The sequence below is a fragment of the Idiomarina sp. H2 genome (assembly GCF_004364275.1).
In the GTDB taxonomy this organism is placed as follows: domain Bacteria; phylum Pseudomonadota; class Gammaproteobacteria; order Enterobacterales; family Alteromonadaceae; genus Idiomarina; species Idiomarina loihiensis.
The window spans coordinates 222,321-243,128 of record NZ_SNZY01000003.1 but is presented as its reverse complement, the minus strand read 5'-3'; the positions used below and the strand labels follow the sequence as shown (position 1 = coordinate 243,128).

General features: G+C 46.1%; 19 protein-coding genes and 1 riboswitch. Of the genes, 15 read left to right on the top strand and 4 right to left on the bottom strand.

What is annotated here, in order from left to right:
• Positions 1-45: 45 nt before the first annotated feature.
• The 9 genes from DET62_RS05210 to DET62_RS05170 all read left to right on the top strand — a co-directional run bounded on the left by DET62_RS05210 (position 46) and on the right by DET62_RS05170 (position 9,074).
• Entirely contained in the window at positions 46-1,095 is a 1,050-nt protein-coding gene (locus DET62_RS05210) for an NAD(P)-dependent alcohol dehydrogenase (RefSeq protein ID WP_011234686.1), read from the top strand.
• Positions 1,096-1,139: 44 nt separating this feature from the next.
• A riboswitch (Lysine riboswitch) is annotated at positions 1,140-1,317 on the top strand.
• A 97-nt stretch (positions 1,318-1,414) separates the two neighbouring features.
• Positions 1,415-2,755, top strand: coding sequence for a lysine-sensitive aspartokinase 3 (gene lysC / locus DET62_RS05205; protein WP_110013237.1), 1,341 nt, complete (start codon positions 1,415-1,417; stop codon positions 2,753-2,755).
• An 81-nt stretch (positions 2,756-2,836) separates the two neighbouring features.
• Positions 2,837-3,181 carry a hypothetical protein gene (locus tag DET62_RS05200; RefSeq protein WP_110013236.1) on the top strand — a complete coding sequence of 115 codons (345 nt, stop codon included), beginning with the start codon at positions 2,837-2,839 and terminating at the stop codon, positions 3,179-3,181.
• An 85-nt stretch (positions 3,182-3,266) separates the two neighbouring features.
• Positions 3,267-4,064 (top strand): undecaprenyl-diphosphate phosphatase, encoded by a 798-nt coding sequence (locus DET62_RS05195; RefSeq protein WP_110013235.1) that lies wholly within the window; start codon positions 3,267-3,269, stop codon positions 4,062-4,064.
• 11 nt (positions 4,065-4,075) lie between these two features.
• On the top strand, positions 4,076-4,903 hold the full coding sequence (locus tag DET62_RS05190) for an ion transporter (protein WP_110013234.1): 828 nt from the start codon (positions 4,076-4,078) through the stop codon (positions 4,901-4,903).
• Positions 4,887-5,603, top strand: a complete 717-nt coding sequence (locus DET62_RS05185) for a SprT family zinc-dependent metalloprotease (protein WP_110013233.1) — start codon at positions 4,887-4,889, stop codon at positions 5,601-5,603. The genes DET62_RS05190 and DET62_RS05185 overlap by 17 nt, the downstream gene beginning before the upstream one ends.
• A 110-nt stretch (positions 5,604-5,713) precedes the next feature.
• Positions 5,714-6,154, top strand: coding sequence for a VOC family protein (locus DET62_RS05180; RefSeq protein WP_110013232.1), 441 nt, complete (start codon positions 5,714-5,716; stop codon positions 6,152-6,154).
• 89 nt (positions 6,155-6,243) lie between these two features.
• The gene (locus DET62_RS05175) at positions 6,244-8,469 is read left to right on the top strand and encodes an NADP-dependent isocitrate dehydrogenase (RefSeq protein ID WP_110013231.1); all 2,226 of its coding nucleotides are present in this window, start codon (positions 6,244-6,246) and stop codon (positions 8,467-8,469) included.
• Positions 8,470-8,603: 134 nt separating this feature from the next.
• A complete protein-coding gene (locus tag DET62_RS05170; protein ID WP_110013230.1) occupies positions 8,604-9,074 on the top strand; it encodes a hotdog fold domain-containing protein in 471 nt (156 codons plus the stop codon).
• On the opposite strand, the gene DET62_RS05165 is transcribed toward DET62_RS05170, so the two are convergent.
• From DET62_RS05165 to DET62_RS05155, 3 genes are all read right to left on the bottom strand, one after another.
• Entirely contained in the window at positions 9,064-10,380 is a 1,317-nt protein-coding gene (locus tag DET62_RS05165) for a M24 family metallopeptidase (protein WP_110013229.1), read from the bottom strand. The genes DET62_RS05170 and DET62_RS05165 overlap by 11 nt on opposite strands.
• Positions 10,381-10,447: 67 nt before the next feature.
• Positions 10,448-12,001, bottom strand: a complete 1,554-nt coding sequence (locus DET62_RS05160) for a peptide MFS transporter (protein ID WP_110013228.1) — start codon at positions 11,999-12,001, stop codon at positions 10,448-10,450.
• Between the two features lie 118 nt (positions 12,002-12,119).
• Positions 12,120-12,887 (bottom strand): TerC family protein, encoded by a 768-nt coding sequence (locus DET62_RS05155; RefSeq protein WP_110013227.1) that lies wholly within the window; start codon positions 12,885-12,887, stop codon positions 12,120-12,122.
• Positions 12,888-13,048: 161 nt separating this feature from the next.
• On the opposite strand from DET62_RS05155, the gene DET62_RS05150 reads away from it, so the two are divergent.
• The 6 genes from DET62_RS05150 to DET62_RS05125 all read left to right on the top strand — a co-directional run bounded on the left by DET62_RS05150 (position 13,049) and on the right by DET62_RS05125 (position 19,960).
• On the top strand, positions 13,049-13,738 hold the full coding sequence (locus DET62_RS05150) for a GntR family transcriptional regulator (protein WP_011234674.1): 690 nt from the start codon (positions 13,049-13,051) through the stop codon (positions 13,736-13,738).
• The gene (prpB, locus tag DET62_RS05145) at positions 13,735-14,613 is read left to right on the top strand and encodes a methylisocitrate lyase (RefSeq protein ID WP_011234673.1); all 879 of its coding nucleotides are present in this window, start codon (positions 13,735-13,737) and stop codon (positions 14,611-14,613) included. Before DET62_RS05150 ends, prpB begins: the two co-directional genes overlap by 4 nt.
• Positions 14,614-14,712: 99 nt before the next feature.
• Positions 14,713-15,837 (top strand): 2-methylcitrate synthase, encoded by a 1,125-nt coding sequence (gene prpC, locus DET62_RS05140; protein WP_011234672.1) that lies wholly within the window; start codon positions 14,713-14,715, stop codon positions 15,835-15,837.
• 83 nt (positions 15,838-15,920) lie between these two features.
• On the top strand, positions 15,921-18,515 hold the full coding sequence (gene acnD, locus DET62_RS05135) for a Fe/S-dependent 2-methylisocitrate dehydratase AcnD (protein ID WP_110013226.1): 2,595 nt from the start codon (positions 15,921-15,923) through the stop codon (positions 18,513-18,515).
• Between the two features lie 14 nt (positions 18,516-18,529).
• Positions 18,530-19,705 (top strand): 2-methylaconitate cis-trans isomerase PrpF, encoded by a 1,176-nt coding sequence (gene prpF / locus DET62_RS05130; RefSeq protein WP_110013225.1) that lies wholly within the window; start codon positions 18,530-18,532, stop codon positions 19,703-19,705.
• Positions 19,706-19,960, top strand: a complete 255-nt coding sequence (locus tag DET62_RS05125) for a hypothetical protein (RefSeq protein WP_110013224.1) — start codon at positions 19,706-19,708, stop codon at positions 19,958-19,960.
• 16 nt (positions 19,961-19,976) lie between these two features.
• Here the strand turns inward: DET62_RS05125 and DET62_RS05120 are convergent, their stop codons facing one another.
• Positions 19,977-20,591, bottom strand: coding sequence for a hypothetical protein (locus DET62_RS05120; RefSeq protein WP_110013223.1), 615 nt, complete (start codon positions 20,589-20,591; stop codon positions 19,977-19,979).
• Positions 20,592-20,808: the final 217 nt, after the last annotated feature.

Here is a 20,808-nt window from a genome sequence, read left to right as displayed (position 1 = left end):
TTGATGAGTACTTTAGTGTGATAAATCAAATGAAAGGAGCAACAAATGACCAAAGCCTATGCCGCACAATCGGAAACTTCTGAGTTAGCGCCTCACCCAATAGAACGTCGTGAGTTGCGTAGCGACGATGTTGCTATTGATATCACTTACTGTGGCGTATGCCATACCGATATTCATTATGCAGAGAACGACTGGGGTGGAACCATTTACCCGGTTGTGCCGGGGCACGAGATTATCGGCAAAGTCACGGCTGTCGGTGACAACGTGAAGGGGTTTAAAGTAGGAGACTCGGTTGGAGTTGGCTGCATGGTCGATTCCTGTCGCGAGTGCTCTTCATGTGAGCAGGGGCTGGAGCAGTACTGTCTGAATGGAATGGTTCCAACCTACAACGGTGAAGATCTACATGATAAAAGCGTAACTTACGGCGGCTACTCAGAAAAAATAGTGGTCAGTGACCGTTTTGTTGTGCGAGTGCCGGAAAAACTCGACCCAGCAAAAGCGGCACCGTTATTGTGTGCGGGCATTACCACTTACTCTCCACTGCGTCACTTTGGTGTAAAAGAAGGGCATAAAGTGGGCGTTATTGGCATGGGTGGCCTGGGTCACATGGGCGTCAAGTTCGCCAAAGCCATGGGTGCCGAAGTCACTATCTTCACCCGTTCGGAAAGCAAAGTTGCTGAAGCAAAACGGCAGGGCGCAGACAATGTCATCATCTCAACCGACGATGAGCAAATGGAAGCGGCCGCTGAGACTTTTGATTTCTTGTTGGATACCGTACCGGTGCAACATGATTTAAACCCTTATATTAACTGTCTTAAAGTTGATGGCACTCATATTCTGGTCGGTTTACTGGAACCTGTAGACCCAGCGTTGCAAGCCGGAGCTCTGGTCATGAAACGCCGGGTGTTGGCAGGATCTTTAATTGGCGGTATTCCTGAAACTCAGGAGATGCTGGATTTTTGTGCGGAGCACAACATTCACTGTGACGTGGAAATGCTTGATATCCAGAATATTAATGAAGCCTTTGTGCGGATGAAAAAAGGTGATGTTAAATACCGTTTCGTTATTGATATGGACACGTTAAAACAGTCTTAAATCGCAAATGAATTGACCACGCTTTATTGGGCGTGGTCTAATTCAGGCCGAGAAGAGGTGCGTACATCAGGGACTTTTGAGCTTAGGCCGCCAAAGCCAGAGTTAAGTCGAAAGAGAGGGGATGTCACGCCGAGGTAATATTGTCATTTTGGCGCAATGTTGCCGGTTGCAGGGTTTGAACACCCGCAACTGTCACCTTTAAGGTGGAGAGCTTCTGGTGTTTGCATCCCCTTTAGTGGCTAAATCCAGCTACTGTTATTTTTTTTCTGCAAAGCCTAAGTTCTCCGAACACTTTTGTTGTCTTGTTCGGGAGAAAACTGTGACTTTTACCGTTGCAAAGTTCGGAGGTACAAGCGTCGCTGATTACGCTTCAATGCTCCGTTGTGCTGAAATTATTCAAAGTAATTCATCTATCCGTCTGGTAGTTGTTAGTGCCTGTGCGGGTGTGACTAATCGATTAGTCGCGATAGCAGACCTGCAGGGAAGGCAGATAGAAAAGCTATTAAATGAGATATACGAGATTCATTTCGCTATTCAGGAAAGGCTCAAAAATGCCAGCCAGGTGCAAAAATCATTAGAGCAACTGCACCATAAACTCGCGCTTCATTGCCAAAAAACTACAGAAGACCAAGCTTCATGGCGAGATGAGTTGCTGAGCTTCGGTGAACGATGCTCCAGTCTGCTATTTTCCTCATTACTTGTTGAGCAGGGGCTGTGTTCCAGTACTCTTGATGCTCGGCAGCTACTTAAAACCAACAGTGATTTTGGTCGTGCTCAGCCAGATGAAGTGACTACAAAATCTCATTGTCTGGAGCAGAAACAAAAGCTTGAGTCCGGATGTGTGCGGGTAACTCAGGGATTTATTGGTTCTGATGAAAATAACCAGACAACGACTCTGGGCCGCGGTGGAAGTGACTACAGTGCGGCGCTTTTAGCGGCAGGCTTTAATGCAACGGATTTACAAATTTGGACCGATGTTGCGGGCATTTATACTACCGATCCCCGAATCTGCCCCAGTGCACGTGCTATAGCGGAAATGAGCTTTTCTGAAGCAGCGGAGCTGGCCACCTTTGGGGCAAAAATATTGCACCCATCAAGCCTGGCTCCGGCAATAAAAAACGACATTCGCGTATTTATCGGTAACAGTCAGGATGCGCTTTCTGGTGGGACCTATATTTCTGCCAGTCCGACAAGCCGGCCCGATGTTCGCGCTATTGCGCTGCGCCGTGACCAGACTTTAGTGACTGTTCATAGCCTGAATATGTTGCATGCAAGCGGCTTCCTCGCAAGGCTTTTTGAAATACTGGCTCGGTATAACGTGAGTGTTGATTTGGTTACCACCTCAGAAGTTAGCATTGCGTTAACTCTGGATGAAGGCGGCAGTGCAGCGAATGGGCAGGCTTTATTACCGGCAGCAGCCCTGGAAGAACTGGAGCAATTTTGTCGGGTTGAAGTGGAAACAGGTCTATCTCTTGTTGCTATTATTGGTAACGGTATTGGGCGAGATGCACACATTAGTCAGCTGACTTTTAACACCGTTAATGATTATGCGGTGAGGCTAATATGTCAGGGAGCCAGCGAACATAACTTATGCTTTCTTGTCGCAGACAATGAAGGCGAGAATGTGATTCGCACTTTGCACGACAGAATATTGCGTTAATAATGTGTAAATAATTGTCTATTTATTGTAAATATAAACTACAGTTAAAGAGATTCTGGCAACCAAATTCAGGTGACTATTATGAAACAACTGACATCGAAAACTCTGGCAATTACATCGGCTCTTTCCGTCGCTTCAGCAATGAGTATAGGGGCTGCTCAGGCAAATCCCTTTGAAGCCACCGAACTGTCGTCTGGCTACGAAATGTCTCAACCACAGGAAATGAAGTGCGGCGAAGGCAAATGTGGCGAGGAGAAGAAAGAAAAATCTGAAGAGATGAAAGATAAAAGAGATATGAAAGACAAAGCTAAGGAAGGCAAGTGTGGAGAAGGCAAATGCGGCGAAGGAAAGCGTGGTGACGAAATGAAACATGAAAAGTCTGAGAAAAAAGGTGAAAAGTCAGAAGAAGGTAAATGTGGCGCCTAATCGCTTAATGTTACTTTCGTTCTAAGGACGAAACTGACTATAATGCTCGCTTTCTATTTGAGCAGAATGAAGGCGAGCTTTTTTAATGGATTTCTTACAATCGATCATCCTGGGTATTATCCAGGGAATAACCGAATTTCTTCCAATATCCAGCTCTGCTCACTTAATTTTAATGCCTATACTTACCGGCTGGGACGATCAGGGTGTCGGCTTTGATCTTGCGGTTCACGTCGGTACTTTACTCGCCGTAATTCTGTATTTTCGCAAAGATGTCAGTGAACTCTTTGTCGACGGGCTTCGTTCGATTGTTGCACGCCAGCATGTTGGACAAAGCCGATTGGGCTGGGCCGTTGTTGTCGGAACTATACCTGCCTGCATTGCCGGAATACTGTTGCTGGATTACATAGATACTGCGCTAAGGGCTGTAGGAGTTATCATAACCACTACGGTTGTGTTTGCTCTACTTTTGGCCGTTGCAGATAGATTCGCCCGGGGCAGCAGAACTTTGCAGGATATTGGTTTCAAAGACGCTATTATTGTTGGTCTTGCTCAGGCTGTAGCGCTTATTCCGGGAACCTCTCGCTCTGGAGCAACCATAACCGCAGGGTTGTTTTTAGGTCTAAATCGGGAATCAGCTTCAAAGTTTTCATTTTTTATGGCCATTCCAATTACGGCGGCGGCGGCTTTGGTAAAGTTATTAACCATAGCTTCAGAGTCTATAGCCGTAGATTGGTTAGGTTTTTTAGTTGGCGGTATTGTGTCTTTTTTAACCGCGATTACGGCTATTCACTTTTTCCTTAAGTGGCTTAATGCGTTTGGTATGTGGCCTTATGTTATCTACCGGCTGGTGCTGGCGGTTGTGTTGTATTTTCTATTTTTCTGAGTCGATAATTTATGTACGAAAACCTCAAAAAGCAGTTATTTCGGCTTAAAAGCAACAAAACATTTGAAGCGTTAGTGGTCGCCGTAATCATTATATCGGCGTTGGAAATTGGAGCAAAAACCTACGAATTACCGGCTTTTGCTAATAGCCTGACGTACGGTTTAGATCTCTTTATCACGCTGTTCTTCTTAATTGAGATTAGCATTCGCTTCATCGCTGAAGACAATAAGAAAGCGTTTTTCAAAGACGGTTGGAATGTGTTTGATACTCTGGTTGTAATCATGAGTCTCATACCTATAAATGATTCTGAACTGGCTCTGCTGGCGCGATTGGTTCGGATATTCCGGGTACTGAGGATGATATCAATTATTCCGGAGCTGCGAACCTTAATAAACTCCTTGCTCAAAGCGCTTCCGCAGATGGGATATGTCGTCCTGCTGATGTTTATTATCTTTTATATCTATGCGGCTGTTGGCAGTTACTTATTCGCCGATATCAATCCGTTCTTATGGGACAACATCGCCACTTCAATGCTCACGCTGTTCAGGGTGATGACTTTTGAGGACTGGACAGACATTCAGTACGAAACCATGGAAGTGTACGGCTGGAGCTGGATTTACTATATGACCTTTATTTTCCTGACCGCTTTTGCGTTCTTGAATATGGTTATTGGTATTGTGATTAACGTCATGGATAAAGAGAGCCGGAAAATTGAACTTACTGAGGACGGCTTGGGTGAGGGCTTCGTGGACAAAGAACCTACTATAAGCGATCTGCAACAGGAAATTCGCGAATTGAAACAACTGATCGTGGCTCAGCAAGATGTCGAAAGAAAGTAAAAGCTTATACAGCGCAAAACTTCTTATTAACGATATTCCTGTTACGGTTAAAAGTAAGCGCATAAAAAATATGTATTTAAGGGTGCGTGCGCCTTCAGGCGATGTTGAAGTCTCAGCTCCTAAGCAGTGCTCGCTAAATGAAATTGAACGCTGGCTGTTTGAACGCCATGACTGGCTGATAAAGCAACGCCAACGAATTGCTAAACAACCAAGCCGGCCAGAACTTCAGTTTGTATCAGGAGAGGAACACAAGCTTTGGGGTAAAAGTCACACACTGGATGTTGCAGTTAAAAAGCGCGGAGCCTCAGTGAAATGTGAGGGTGAGCAGTTACAACTGGTTTCTCTGCCACATTACAATGCTGATAAACGTAAAAAGATTATGGATCGCTGGTATCGTGAGCAAATTACCCGGGAAGTTGAAGCTTTACTGGATATCTGGCAACCGCGAATGGGAGCATATAGTAATAGCTTTGGCATCAGGGCAATGAAAACCCGTTGGGGTAGCTGCAACATACGCAGCAAAAAAATATGGCTAAATTTAGAACTGGTTAAAAAACCGGTCGAATGCCTGGAATACGTGCTAGTTCACGAACTTACACACCTGTTTGAGCGTTATCACAACGCGCGCTTCTACGCCTTGATGGATGAATTTCTCCCGGACTGGCGTGACCGAAAGAAGCTGACCAACCAGTTTATCTAAGCTCTTCACCTATTTGATAGTTATGAACCATTGCAGGTGTCTTAGCCGTACTGTGAAGGGATAGATGAGCGTGGTGCAAAAGCTCTAATTGAAAAAATAGGAGATTAGCGGTGCAATATTTACATACGATGGTACGTGTACATGATTTGGAACAATCTTTAAATTTCTATTGTGATTTACTCGGCTTGCAGGAAGTCAGCCGCAAGGACGTGGAAAAAGGGCGTTTCACCCTGGTTTTTTTAGCAGCACCAGACGATATTGAAAGAGCGAAGAAAGATCAGGCTCCCATGCTGGAACTTACCTATAACTGGGATCCGCAAACTTACCGCGGTGGTCGTAACTTTGGCCATTTAGCCTTTCGGGTTGAGAATATTTACGAGCTTTGCCAAAAGCTGATGGATAACGGTGTCATTATCAACCGGCCACCGCGAGACGGTCATATGGCGTTTGTACGTTCACCGGACAATATCTCCATTGAGCTATTACAGAAGGGTGATAGCTTGCCGCCGGAAGAGCCGTGGACATCCATGGAAAACATTGGCGAATGGTAATTAAAGGGCAGATCCTCTATAATCTGCGCCACAAAACTATGTAAGTAAATGAAGCAATTTTTACTTTGGTCCAATAAATAGGAATGACTATGTCGACTGATAAAGCAAAGATTATTTATACTGAAACGGACGAGGCCCCGCGCCTTGCTACCTATTCGTTTCTGCCTTTTATTGAAGCATTTACTAAAGCTGCAGGTGTTTCAGTTGAGACTCGTGATATTTCTTTGGCTGGTCGTATTATTTCGCAGTTTCCAGAGTACCTGACCGAAGAACAACGTCAGTCAGATGCTTTAGCTGAACTGGGCGAAATGGCGAAAACCGCAGAAGCCAATATTATTAAGCTGCCAAACATCAGCGCGTCTATTCCGCAAATGACAGCCTGTATTAAAGAACTGCAAAAACAGGGCTATAAACTGCCGGATTACCCGTTTGACCCGCAAACCGACGAAGAGAAAGACGTTCGTTCACGTTACGACAAAGTGAAAGGCAGTGCGGTTAACCCGGTATTACGTGAAGGTAACTCTGATCGTCGCGCACCAAGCGCTGTAAAAAATTACGCGAAGAAGCACCCGCACCGTATGGGTGAGTGGTCTAAGGACTCCAAATCACACGTTGCTCACATGAATGAAGGTGATTTTTACGGTAGCGAAAAGTCTGTGACGTCTGCCAGCGAAGATACCTTCAAGATTGTTTTTGAAAGTAATGGTGAGCAAAAAGTACTGAAAGAATCTGTACCAGTATTGGCTGGTGAAGTAGTTGACGCGGCGACTATGAGCAAAAAGCAACTACAGGCCTTCTTTGAAAAAGAAACGGTAGCGGCAAAAGAGCAGGGCGTATTGCTGTCATTGCATTTGAAAGCCACCATGATGAAAGTTTCTGATCCAATCATGTTTGGTCATGCGGTACGTGTTTTTTATAAAGATGTTTTAGAAAAACACGCCGATTTAATGAAAGAGATTGAGTTTGACCCAAGCAACGGTATTGGTGACCTTTATGGCAAGCTGGACAAACTGACAGCAGAGCAGCGCGATGCTATTGAAGCAGACATGAACGCGGTTTACGCTAAGCAGCCTGAACTGGCTATGGTCAACTCGCATAAAGGCATCACTAACCTGCACGTTCCAAGCGACATTATTATCGACGCATCTATGCCGGCGATGATCCGTGACTCTGGTAAAATGTGGGATACCAACGATAGCCAGCAAGACGCAAAAGCAATGATCCCGGATCGTAGCTACGCTGGCGTTTATCAGGAAACCATCGACTTCTGTCGTGAAAACGGTGCCTTTGATCCGGCAACTATGGGCACAGTGCCTAACGTTGGCTTAATGGCGCAAAAAGCAGAAGAGTATGGTTCGCACGATAAGACCTTTGAAATTCCAGCCGACGGAGTCGTGAAAGTTTTCAATAAAGCCGGTGATGTCGTTTTCGAACACAAAGTAGAAGAAGGTGATATCTGGCGCATGTGTCAGGTGAAAGACGCACCTATCCGCGACTGGGTTAAGCTGGCGGTTAACCGTTCACGCTTAAGCGGTATGCCGGCGGTATTCTGGTTAGACAGCAACCGTGCTCACGATGCTCAATTGATTAAGAAAGTGGAAGAGTACTTAAAAGAGCACGACACTGACGGTCTGGACATTCAGATTATGGCACCGGTTGAAGCGACTCGCCACACGTTACAGCGTGTGAAAGAAGGCAAAGACACCATTTCTGTTACCGGTAACGTATTGCGTGACTACCTGACTGACTTGTTCCCAATTCTGGAACTGGGCACCTCAGCGAAAATGCTGTCAATTGTTCCGTTAATGAACGGCGGTGGTTTGTTTGAAACCGGTGCCGGCGGTTCAGCGCCTAAACACGTACAGCAGTTTGTTGAAGAGAACCACTTACGCTGGGACTCTTTAGGTGAATTTTTGGCGTTAGCGGCTTCTCTCGAGCACTTAAGCCGTACTTTTGATAACAAACGTGCTTTAGTGTTGGCCGACAGCTTAGATCTGGCAACAGCTAAGTTCCTGGAAGAAAACAAATCGCCATCGCGTAAAGTTGGCGAAATTGATAACCGTGGTTCACACTTCTACCTGGCTATGTACTGGGCAGAAGCACTGGCTAACCAGAACGAAGATGCCGAGCTGAAAGAACGTTTCAGTAAGTTGTTTGAAAAACTGTCTGGTAACGAGCAGGCGATTATCAATGAGCTGAACGAAATTCAGGGCGTTAAAGTGGACATTGGTGGTTACTATCAGCCAAACACAGATAAAGTATCTGCAGCAATGCGTCCATGTTCAGTACTAAATGAAACACTTAGCAGCTTATAATTTACATAGTGTAAGCTAAGCTCTAACTATAAGAAGCAGGCTGCGGCCTGCTTTTTTTATATCTGTATTTTTTGTCTGTACATTAGTACATTCTGAAACAAGGTTTTTATTAACAAAGGTCTGGAGTAACGATTTTGGCAACTGGCAACTACCTAATTAATTTATACGAACGCTGCTTAAAACTGCCTTTTGGGCGTAAGATTTTCTCTGCAATGTTTGCCCGAAAAGCTCCTTACTTTAAAACAATTAAGCCGCTTATTACCGAATTAAAACCGAACTTCTGCCAGCTGACGTTTAAGAAGCGAAAGGCTGTACAGAACCACATTGGCACTGTGCACGCTATTGCTGTGTGCAACGGCATGGAAATGGCGATGGGGGCATTAGCCGAGGCGTCGATTCCTAAACATCTGCGTTGGTTACCGAAAGGCATGAATGTGCAGTATCTGGCGAAAACTGACAGCGATGTGACCATAGAAGCAGTCAGCTCAGAGTCAACCTGGCAACCGGGCGATCAGCCTATATCCGTAGAAGCCAAGCGTAGCGACGGCACGGTTGTAGCCGCCGGGCACATTACTATTTATGTTTCAGAAAAGCCTAATCGATAAGATGAAAGGACTGTTGTCTGCCGTTTAAGTAGCTAACTCCGTCACCATCAAAAAATGCATCCTCTTCCAGCATGATGGTGACGGCTTTATCCTTGAATGTGGTTTTGTTATTTAGTTCTATAGAATAAGCCGTATTAGAAAATAACGGGTATTCTCCTCCACCTGGTATTGCGTGCTGTTTGTCCCACATACCAATGGTTGGCCCTGATCCATGGCCGTAATAACCAATAGGGTGAGTATAAATCATGGGCTCCAGACCTTCGCTTCTCGCTTCTTCTAATGCGGCGAGCAAAATGTCATTGCCTGAACGTGTCTCTTCAAACTGTTTGGTCAAAATATCCTGTAGCTGATTAGCATTGATTAGTGCTTGTTTTAGGGCTTCAGGAGCGTCTGACTCACCTTCTTTTAAAACATAGGCATGTTGCTGAGTATCGGTATTTAAGCGCAGGTAGGTAATGCCAAAGTCCACGTGCAATAAGTCGCCCGGTTGTATGACGATTCCGGTTGAACGCGGATGCCCGGGTTGAGGGTCATCGATACGCTGCACACTCACGGAAGGATGGAACCAAACGGGCAGGTTCTCTTGTGCAGCACGCTCACGGAACCACCATTGAAGGTCTTCTGTGGTGGTCTCACCAACCGAGATTACTTTGTTTGAAAACCCCTCGGCGATAATCTGGTGCGCAAGCTTAACGGCATTACGATAATAGGGCAGTTCTGCTTCTATCCGTTTTTCAAGCCAGGAGACGGCGAGCGGTTCAGCACTGACAATTTTATTTTTTAAATTGTCGGGTAAAGCGGCCATGAAAAGCTCTTTATCCGTTGCTGTAATCCCGTCGGCCTGAGCGAAGTCTTTCGATTGACTAATTGCAATAGAACCGGGGTTACGCTCGGTAATGACTTCCGTCAGGCGTTGCCATTGATTAGGTTGTTGCTCTGGGTTCCAGGCGCTTTTAAACACCTCACCAACGTTATAACGAGCTATTGCTAAGGTTTCCAGATTCTCACCATTGCCCGGGTTATGGATAACTAAGATGGTTCTTCGTCTTGCAGATAACCAGTCGCTGGGCAGAAAGGTTTTAAGAATTGGATCTTCGTTGTACTCGCGACTTATTAATACCCACATATCAATGTCAGCTTGTCGCATCAGATCCGGAAGCAGTTGCTGCACACGTTGCTGAAGAAGGTCATCAACAACTGCTGCACGTTGTTTAAGAGGTAGGGGGCTTATATTTTTTGCAAGCACGTTAGCGGAAAAGATAGTGCTGCAAGTTAGGCTGGTCAGGAGGATGATTTGTTTTAGCATAAGTGCTACCGATATTAAAAAAGGGACCCGAAGGTCCCTTTCTAGCAGTTTTTCACAAAGAAGTGAATTATGGTTTTCCGACAGGCTCGTTAGCGTCGATTACGGCACCCGGGTGCTCGTCTTCACCATCGTCCGGAGCCAGTTTCTCCCATTTACGAGTAAACAGAGCCAGCACGAACACAACCGCACCAACGCTGATACCAAATAAGAAAATGGTCCAGTAAAGCTCAGGCATGGCCTGTGGGTCGTCTGGGTTAAGACCACCCGCGATTCGGCCTGCAACAACGTTACCGATTGAGTAGGTCAATACGAAGATACCCATCATTTGGCCTGCCATACGTTTTGGCGACAATTTACTGACCGCACTTAGTGCGACCGGGCTTAAGCAAAGCTCACCTACAGTATGGATAAAGTAAACCGCAACTAACCAGTATGGAGCTACTTTCATGCCACTTGCCGCTGCTTGCGACGCAAAGAACATGACAATAAAACCTGTTGCCATAATGATAAGACCAATCGCACTTTTGAAGCCATAGGATGGATTAATCATGCGCTTGCTAAGATTAATCCAAAGTGCTGCGAAGAAGGGTGACAAGGCAACCAAAAAGAAAGAGTTTAGTGACTGAAACCAGGTAGTTGGAATTTGAAAGTCGCCAACCATACGGTCAGTTAGGTCTCGCGCAAACAAGTTGAATGAAGAACCTGCTTGTTCGAAGCCTGCCCAGAACATGGTTGAGGCAATACAGACTAAGAATAAGGCGCCCAGCCGTTTCATTTCATCCCGGGTTAACTTACCGAAAAGGAAAACCGATAGGTAAAATAGGAAAAAGATGACGGTGAAGATAATGGAAACGCTTTCAGCAGCAGCGACCGGATTAATACTGACATCGCCATTTAGCGCCAGAAAAGTGTAAACAGCCAAACTTGCCAGTAAAAGCCAGATGATTCCCCAACTGCGCTTTGCCGCTTTCGGGCCTAAAGGCTTCGGTGGTTTTTCACCAACGCCCTTCAGTTTAGGTAGAGTTAGTCTGTACTGAATAAGACCAAATGCCATACCAACAGCCGCTGCGCCGAAGCCCCAGTGGTAACCAGCATTTTCCATAAGATAACCAGTAACGATGTAACCGATGATCGAACCGATGTTAATACCCATATAATAAAGGGTATAACCACCGTCGCGACGGTCATCGTCGGAGCTATATAACTGGCCAACCATGGCGGTGATGTTTGGCTTTAATAAACCTGTGCCAAGTACCACCAAAATCATACCAATGAAGAAACCAGCTTTACTTGGTATGGCTAAGACTATGTGGCCAAGCATAATAATGATGCCGCCGTACCAGGTGGCGCGCTGTCCGCCTAATAATCGGTCAGCTATCCAACCGCCAGGTAGACCCATAAAGTATACGGCACCGGTGTACAAACCGTAGATGGCTGTTGCAGAGGCGACGGTGAATGCTATACCGCCTTCTTGTAAGCTTGCGGTCATAAAAAGAACCAGCAATGCGCGCATACCGTAGTAACTCATGCGCTCCCACATTTCGGTAAAAAACAGGGTTTGTAAGCCCCCTGGTTGTCCGAAAAAACTTGCGTCTTTGTCGACTATTTTTGTTGGATCCATTGTTATTATCCGTTTAGTTATTGAAACTTTGGTCCTGTTCGACTTTGGTATAAGTCAAAAAAAGTGGCGTTACTTTACTAGCGACCGCCGTGAAATAAAACCGAAAACGATGAAATACTCAATTTTTAGGATGTTTATCTCCGGGTATACCCTTGCGCAACTCCACTGGTTCCGGCTTTTTGCGGTTAGATCGTATTTTAAGATTGAGCATTTCAACTGCAAGAGAGAACGCCATAGCGAAATAGACATAGCCTTTAGGTACGTGAAATCCGAATCCTTCGCCAACTAAGGTCATGCCTATTAAAATTAAAAAGCTAAGAGCCAACATTTTAATGGTCGGGTGTTTGTCGACAAAATCGCTGACCGATTTTGCTGCCACCAACATGACACCTACCGAAATAATTACGGCAATGACCATAACACTTAACTGTTCAGCCAGGCCAACAGCTGTAATGACTGAATCCAGCGAAAAAACAACATCCAGAATGGCTATCTGTATAAGAATGCCGATAAAAGAAGCGGCGACAGGGGATTTTTCTGTTTGCGAATCACCTTCCAGTGCATGGTGAATTTCTAAAGTGCTTTTTCCAAGAAGAAATAAACCACCTAACAGCAAGATTAGATCGCGCCCTGAAATTTCCTCTGCAAAGATACTGAATAGCGGATCGGTAAGAGTCATTACCCAGGTTAGAGAAAAGAGCAGGAGTAACCGCGTGCCCATAGCCAGACCTAAGCCTATGGTGCGGGCTTTGTCTCGTTGATGCTCAGGTAGGCGCCCAACTAAAATGGAAATAAAAATGATGTTATCAATACCCAGCACAATTTCTAACGCGGTTAAGGTTGCCAGCGCAATCCAGGCTTCTGGCATGGTAATCCATTCGAACATGTTGATCTCTGTAGTCCTGACAAAGTGATAGTTGCTATATTGAAAGGTATTAGTGATAAAAACAATCGATTTTAGATTGTCGACAATTTAATTTAGTCCGCCTTGCAAATATCGGTTTTTTCGTGGAAAATAGCTAAATCAATAATTACTGTCGACAATTAATGCAAATAGTCAGCCCTTTAGAACGTTCCGCCATTACTTCATCAGATCGCGTTTTGTTTGAAATACAGCGCGCTATTGTCGAAGGAGATATTGCGGCGGGTTGCAAAATTAGCGAACCGGAGCTTGCCCGGCGTTTCAATGTCAGCAGAGCGCCATTGCGTGAAGCTTTAGCCAGACTTGAGCGTTGCCATCTTATTGAACGAATTCCGAATGCGGGTGCCAGAGTGGTTACCCTGTCTCTGGAAGGATTAATTTCGTTATATCAAATACGGGAAGAGCTTGAAGGCCTGGCCTGTCGTTTAGCGGCAGAGCAAATGCCCGACAATGAAATTGACGAGTTAAGGCAGCTTTTAGATAAGCATCTGCAAACTCAGCGGGTTCGTGAAGGTGAGAGTTACTATCAGGAAGCCGGTGATTTAGATTTTCACTATCGCATTATACTCGGCAGTAAAAATCAGTATTTAATTAATATGCTTTGCGACGAACTCTACTATCTTGTCCGTATGTATCGAGTACAGATGGGTATGAATGGCCCGAGAGTTTCGCGCGCCTTCGATGAACATAAAGCCATTATTAATGCTATTGCTAATCGCGATGGTGAATTGGCCGATCTGCTAATGCGCCGCCATATTGGCGCGTCTCGTAAAAACATTGAATTACGGTTACAAACAGAAAAGGAAACATCATGACTCATATGACAAGCCCGGGTGCTAAGTTGCGCCAAGCTATTGCCGACGAAAATCCTTTACAGATTGTTGGCACCATTAACGCCTACACAGCAATGATGGCAGAAAAGGTTGGGCACAAAGCGCTATACCTGTCTGGTGCTGGGGTAGCGAATGCGTCTTTCGGTTTACCTGACTTAGGCATGACCTCGTTAAATGATGTTTGTGAAGACATTCGCCGTATTACCGCAGCAACCGATCTCCCTCTGTTAGTTGATGCTGACACAGGCTGGGGCGGCGCTTTTAATATTGCCCGTACCGTTCAGGAAATGACACGTGCCGGTGCAGCCGGAATGCATATTGAAGACCAGGTGGCTCAAAAGCGCTGTGGCCACCGCCCAAATAAAGAAATTGTGACGCAAGAAGAGATGGTTGACCGAGTGAAAGCAGCCGTAGATGCACGTATTGACGACCAGTTCCTTATTATGGCGCGTACTGATGCACTACAACAACAAGGTCTGGAGGCCGCTATTGAACGTGCACAGGCTTGTGTGGATGCCGGCGCTGATGCCATTTTTGCAGAAGCTGTTCATACGCTTGATCAATATAAAGCCTTCACCGAAGCCTTGAATGTACCGGTTCTGGCCAATATCACTGAATTTGGCGCTACGCCATTGTTTAATAAACAGGAATTAGCTGACGTTGGGGTGGAAATTGTTCTTTACCCTTTAAGTGCTTTCCGGGCAATGAACAAAGCCGCACTTAACGTCTACAATAGTATTTTAGAGAACGGCGATCAGAAAGCCGTCATTGATGACATGCAGACTCGCGCAGAGTTGTATGACTTTTTGAACTATCACGATTTTGAAGAAAAACTCGATCAATTATTTAAAAAGTAGCCTGACATTTATGTCAGGTGAGATATCGTTCCTGACGTAAACGTCAGGCTACGAGCGATGGCAGATATCAAATACAAAAATTAAGAAGGGAACAACATTATGGCAGAGAAGAAACTAAGTGGCGCAGGTTTGCGCGGACAGTCAGCCGGCGAGACGGCACTATGTACTGTTGGTAAAAGCGGTTCAGGTTTAACCTACCGTGGCTATGACATTTCTGAACTGGCGGAAAAAGTCAGTTTTGAAGAAGTGGCTTACCTTTTAGCGAAAGGCGAGTTGCCGAATAAGCAACAGCTAACAGACTACAAAAAGCGCTTGAAGTCACTGCGTACTTTACCTCAGGAAGTTAAAGACGTACTTGAGCGTATTCCAAAATCAGCGCATCCAATGGATGTTATGCGTACCGGTTGTTCTATGCTGGGTAACCTGGAAACGGAAGAAAGCTTTGATGAAGCTGACGATCACATCGAACGTCTGCTGGCGACTTTCCCGGGTATCGTACTGTACTGGTACCGCTATACTCACGACGGCGTGCGTATTGATACCGATTCTGAAGAAGAGTCTATCGGTGCACACTTCCTGCGCTTGTTACACGACAAAGCACCTTCAGAGCTGCACGCAGCAGTAATGAACACTTCGTTAATTCTGTATGCTGAGCATGAGTTTAACGCATCAACCTTTACGGCTCGTGTTTGTGCTTCAACCTTGTCAGATATTCACTCTTGTGTGACCGGTGCCATTGGTTCATTACGCGGGCCACTTCATGGTGGTGCAAACGAAGCGGCAATGGAGCTGATTGAGGGCATGAAAGACGCTGACGATGCCGAGCAGAAACTGAAAGGCATGCTGGAACGCAAAGAGAAAATCATGGGTTTTGGTCATGCCATTTACCGTGATTTTGATCCGCGTAACGACGTGATTAAAGCCTGGTCTAAGAAGCTATCTGAAGAAGTGGGTGATAGCCGCTTGTACGACGTGTCTGTGCGTTGTGAAAAAGTCATGTGGGACGAGAAGAAATTGTTCCCGAATGCGGATTTCTTCCATGCATCGGCTTATCACTACATGGGTATTCCAACCAAATTGTTTACACCAATCTTTGTTATGTCGCGTGTGACCGGCTGGACCGCTCATGTGAAAGAGCAGCGTGCAAACAACCGTATTATCCGCCCAAGTGCCGATTATACAGGCCCAGAGCCGCGTAAAGTTCCGGCTTTAGAAGAGCGTTAATCTGTTCTTCGACTGATAAATAGTACAGGAGCAGTCATCTACTGCTCCTTTTTTCGTTTAACCATGACGATAAGTGGTAACTCATGACTTCATACCGTAAAAAACTCGCTGGTACTACGCTCGAGTACTTTGATACTCAAGCCGCTGTAGATGCGATTGAACCGGGTGCCTATGCGCGCCTGCCTTATACTTCCCGTGTATTAGCTGAAAACTTAGTCCGTCGCTGCCCGGCGGATATTCTGACGCAATCGTTAGAACAGTTGATTTACCGCAAAAAAGAACACGATTTCCCATGGTTCCCGGCACGCGTTGTCTGTCATGATATTTTAGGTCAGACAGCCTTAGTGGATTTAGCCGGATTGCGTGACGCCATTGCTGAAAAAGGCGGGGACCCCGCCAAAGTGAACCCTGTGGTACCAACCCAGTTGATTGTTGATCATTCACTGGCCGTTGAGCATGCAGGTTTTGATAAAGACGCTTTTGAAAAAAACCGGGCTATTGAAGACCGTCGTAACGATGACCGTTTTCACTTTATTAACTGGACCAAAACGGCGTTTAAAAACGTTGATGTCATTCCTCCCGGCAACGGCATTATGCACCAGATCAACCTGGAGAAAATGTCCCCGGTAGTTCAGGTACGCGACAATGTCGCTTTTGTCGATACCTGTGTAGGTACTGACAGCCATACGCCAATGGTTGATGCCTTAGGTGTTATCTCTGTCGGTGTTGGTGGCCTGGAAGCGGAAAGCGTTATGCTGGGGCGTGCATCTTATATGCGCTTGCCTGACATTATTGGCGTTGAGCTGAGCGGTAAACTGCAACCGGGTATTACCAGCACGGATTTAGTGTTGGAAATGACCGAGTTCTTGCGTAAAGAGCGTGTCGTTGGCGCCTACCTGGAGTTTTACGGCGAAGGTGCAGAAGCCCTAACCGTTGGCGACCGTGCAACCATTTCTAATATGACACCGGAATACGGCGCGACTGCGGCCATGTTCTATATTGATGATCAAACTATTGATTACCTGAAACTGACCGGTCGTGACGATGACCAGGTAGAATTGGTTGAGCATTTTGCCAAAGAAACCGGATTGTGGGCCGACAGCTTAAAGTCTGCCGAATATGGCCGAGTACTTAAGTTCGATTTATCGAAAGTTAAGCGTAACCTGGCCGGGCCTTCGAACCCGCATTCGCTGCTACCGGCATCGGAACTGTCGGAGCGTGGTGTTGCGAAGCACATTGAGAACCCGGAAGAAGGCAAAATGCCTGACGGCGCGGTGATTATCGCAGCCATTACCAGCTGTACCAATACCAGTAACCCACGCAACATGATTGCTGCCGGCCTAATTGCTCGTAACGCGAACAAGCTGGGCTTAACCCGTAAGCCATGGGTAAAATCATCGCTGGCTCCAGGGTCTAAGACGGTCAAAATGTATCTGGAAGAAGCGGAACTGTTGCCTGAACTGGAAGATTTAGGTTTTGGCGTAGTCGCCTTTGCCTGTACCACCTGTAACGGCATGAGTGGTTCGTTGGATCCTAAAATACAGCAGGAAATTATTGACCGTGATTTATTCTCTACGGCGGTATTGTCTGGTAACCGTAACTTTGACGGTCGTATTCACCCGTATGCTAAGCAGGCGTTCCTGGCTTCGCCGCCATTGGTCGTAGCTTACGCCATAGCGGGTACTATTCGCTTTGATATTGAGAAAGACGTATTGGGCATTGACCCGGACGGTAATCCGGTAACGCTGAAAGATATCTGGCCAAGCGATGAAGAGATTGATGCCATTGTGAAACAGAGCGTTAAACCTGAGCAATTCCGTAAGGTTTATGACCCGATGTTTGATCTGTCAGTTGACTACGGTGAGAAGAACAACCCGTTGTACGACTGGCGCCCGCAAACTACCTATATTCGCCGTCCGCCATATTGGGAAGGCGCATTAGCTGCAGAGCGCACCATGAAAGGTATGCGTCCGTTAGCGGTGCTGGGTGATAACATCACCACTGACCACTTGTCACCGTCAAACGCTATTATGGCTGACAGTGCCGCCGGTGAATATTTGGCGAAAATGGGTGTGCCGGAGGAGGACTTTAACTCTTACGCAACGCACCGTGGCGACCATTTAACAGCGCAGCGCGCGACCTTTGCTAACCCGAAACTGTTTAATGAAATGGTGAAAGGCGAAGACGGTAAAGTCATTCAGGGCTCGCTGGCACGAATTGAACCTGAAGGTAAAACCGTGCGCATGTGGGAAGCTATTGAACACTATATGGAGAACAAACAGCCGCTTATTATTGTGGCTGGTGCTGATTATGGTCAGGGCTCGTCACGCGACTGGGCTGCAAAAGGTGTGCGCTTAGCCGGTGTTGAAGTCATTGTTGCCGAAGGCTTTGAGCGCATTCACCGTACCAACTTAATTGGTATGGGTGTATTGCCACTGCAGTTTGAAGAAGGCACAACCCGTAAAACGCTGAATATTGATGGTACTGAAACCTTTGATGTGAAAGGTACGCCGGAAGCTGGTGCGAGACTGACTTTAGTCATTCATCGTGCCAATGGTGACAGTGAAGAAGTGCCGGTACAGTGCCGCTTAGACACCAAAGAAGAAGTATCAATTTATGAAGCCGGTGGTGTATTACAACGTTTTGCTCAGGACTTTTTAGAAGCAGAAGCAAGCTAAGGGGTTCTAAAACGATGCATAAACCACAAATTAAAATTCCCGCCACCTATATGCGTGGCGGGACCTCGAAAGGGGTTTTCTTTCGTCTGAAGGACTTACCCGAGCCGGCTCAACAGCCGGGCGCTGTGCGTGACGCTATATTGATGCGCGTAATCGGCAGTCCGGATCCTTATGCTAAGCATACGGACGGTATGGGTGGCGCAACGTCAAGTACCAGCAAAACCGTGATCGTATCGAAAAGTACTCAACCAGAGCACGATGTCGATTATCTTTTCGGTCAGGTGTCTATTGATAAGCCTTTTGTTGACTGGAGCGGTAACTGCGGCAATTTATCGTCAGCCGTAGGGCCTTTTGCTATTGCTAATGGTCTTGTCGATGCTGAGCGTATCCCTGAAAACGGTGTGTGCGAAGTCCGTATCTGGCAGGCCAATATTGGTAAAACCATTGTCAACAAAGTGCCTATGGTCAATGGTGAAGTGCAGGAAACCGGTGACTTTATTCTGGATGGTGTGACCTTTCCGGCGGCTGAAGTGCCGGTGGAGTTTATGGATCCATCAGCGGATGGTGAGTCAATGTTTCCGACCGGTAATCTTATTGATGATCTAGAGGTTCCTGGCATTGGCACATTAAAAGCAACGATGATCAACGCGGGTATTCCGACCATTTTTCTTAATGCAGAAGAAATTGGATACGACGGCACTGAGTTGCAGGAGGTCATTAACGGCAGTCCGGAAGCTCTGGAGCGCTTTGAAACCATACGTGCCTATGGCGCGGTGAAGATGGGCTTGATTGATGATATTGCCGAAGCGGCTAACCGTCAGCACACCCCAAAAGTGGCTTTTGTGGCAACGCCAAAAGACTACACCGCATCCAGTGGCAAGGTCATTAAGGCCAACGGCATTGACTTGCTGGTAAGGGCGATGTCGATGGGAAAATTGCATCACGCCATGATGGGCACTGCTGCTGTTGCTATCGGCACTGCTGCAGCTATTCCAGGTACAACCGTTAATTTAGCCGCGGGCGGTAAAGACCGTACTATGGTGAATTTTGGCCATCCTTCAGGTACCTTGCAAGTAGGCGCTGAATGTAAACAGGTGAATGGTCAATGGACAGCCATTAAAGCCATTATGAGTCGCAGTGCCCGAGTGTTAATGGAAGGGCAGGTGCGTATTCCGGGGGACGTTCTTTAAGTGGAAAAAGCTACGCAAGTCAAGTTACTTAAAATTGCCATGGTCACCGGCATTACCCTAATTTTGTTAGGGCATGTTGTGCTGGCTGTGACTATTGGCAACGATGATATTGATTTTCGTGGTTACATTTTGGGGGCGGCGATGAATGCTGTTGGCGTTATTCTGTCGCTGCCCACCAAAATTTATCTCACTCTGGTGCTAATGGAAAAGGAAGAAAAAAGTAATAAAAATACGCACTGGAGCGATATTAATTAGTTTTACTCGGTAAACCTTAGTCCGCGTATCCCCATGGAGTAGCTGGTGTTTCAACCGGCTCCGTTAAGTCAAAGTCCACCCGAAACTCGCGACCTTCTCTAACCAAACGATACGTAAAGGTATTGTCGTGAATGTACATTTGCCAGGTGTTTGTATTTGATTGCGGGACGCCAAGTTCAATAAATAACTCTTTAGAATAGGCATCTACAGGAAAGGATTGTGCAGTTGCATAGCCCTTGTCAGTGGTATGTCCGCCATACATAGTTAACGGATCATAGTTGCCGTCAGGTTTACGGTGATCGTGTTTTAGGCTAATACCTGAGCCTGTTTGGGTTAATATCCAGGTGCGCGAGTGGTTGTCTCCGACATGAAAAGGGATTTCGATTCGTTGTTCACCACACTTACGAACGTGCATCACTAAGTCACCTTCGAACCCTTCTGAAGTTGGCGTATCGACTGTTACCTCGCCTGCATAAGAATTACCACAAAGCTTGTTTATAGCAGCAAAAAACTCAGCCTGAGCCTGAGTTGAAACCCTGGGAGCTGGTTTAATCACTTGATCCTGAGCGATCGAGGTATGAGATAATGCTGTTCCTAAAAGTAAAGTAAGCATGGAAAGCCGGATTTTCATTATTGTTACCTTTTTGCTTTTTATAAAACCAATTTCTGATGTGGTTTTTTTGAGACTAAGAGAGCAAGGGTGATATTAATTAGCGTCAGAGTCCAGACTTTTTACTTAACTTCACACGCGTTGAATTAAACAAGAAATTACCCGCAGACTCTTTTCTGAGGGGCCTGAGAACAGAAAGCCCGACAATAAAAAAGTCAGGCCTTATAGTCATTGAGGT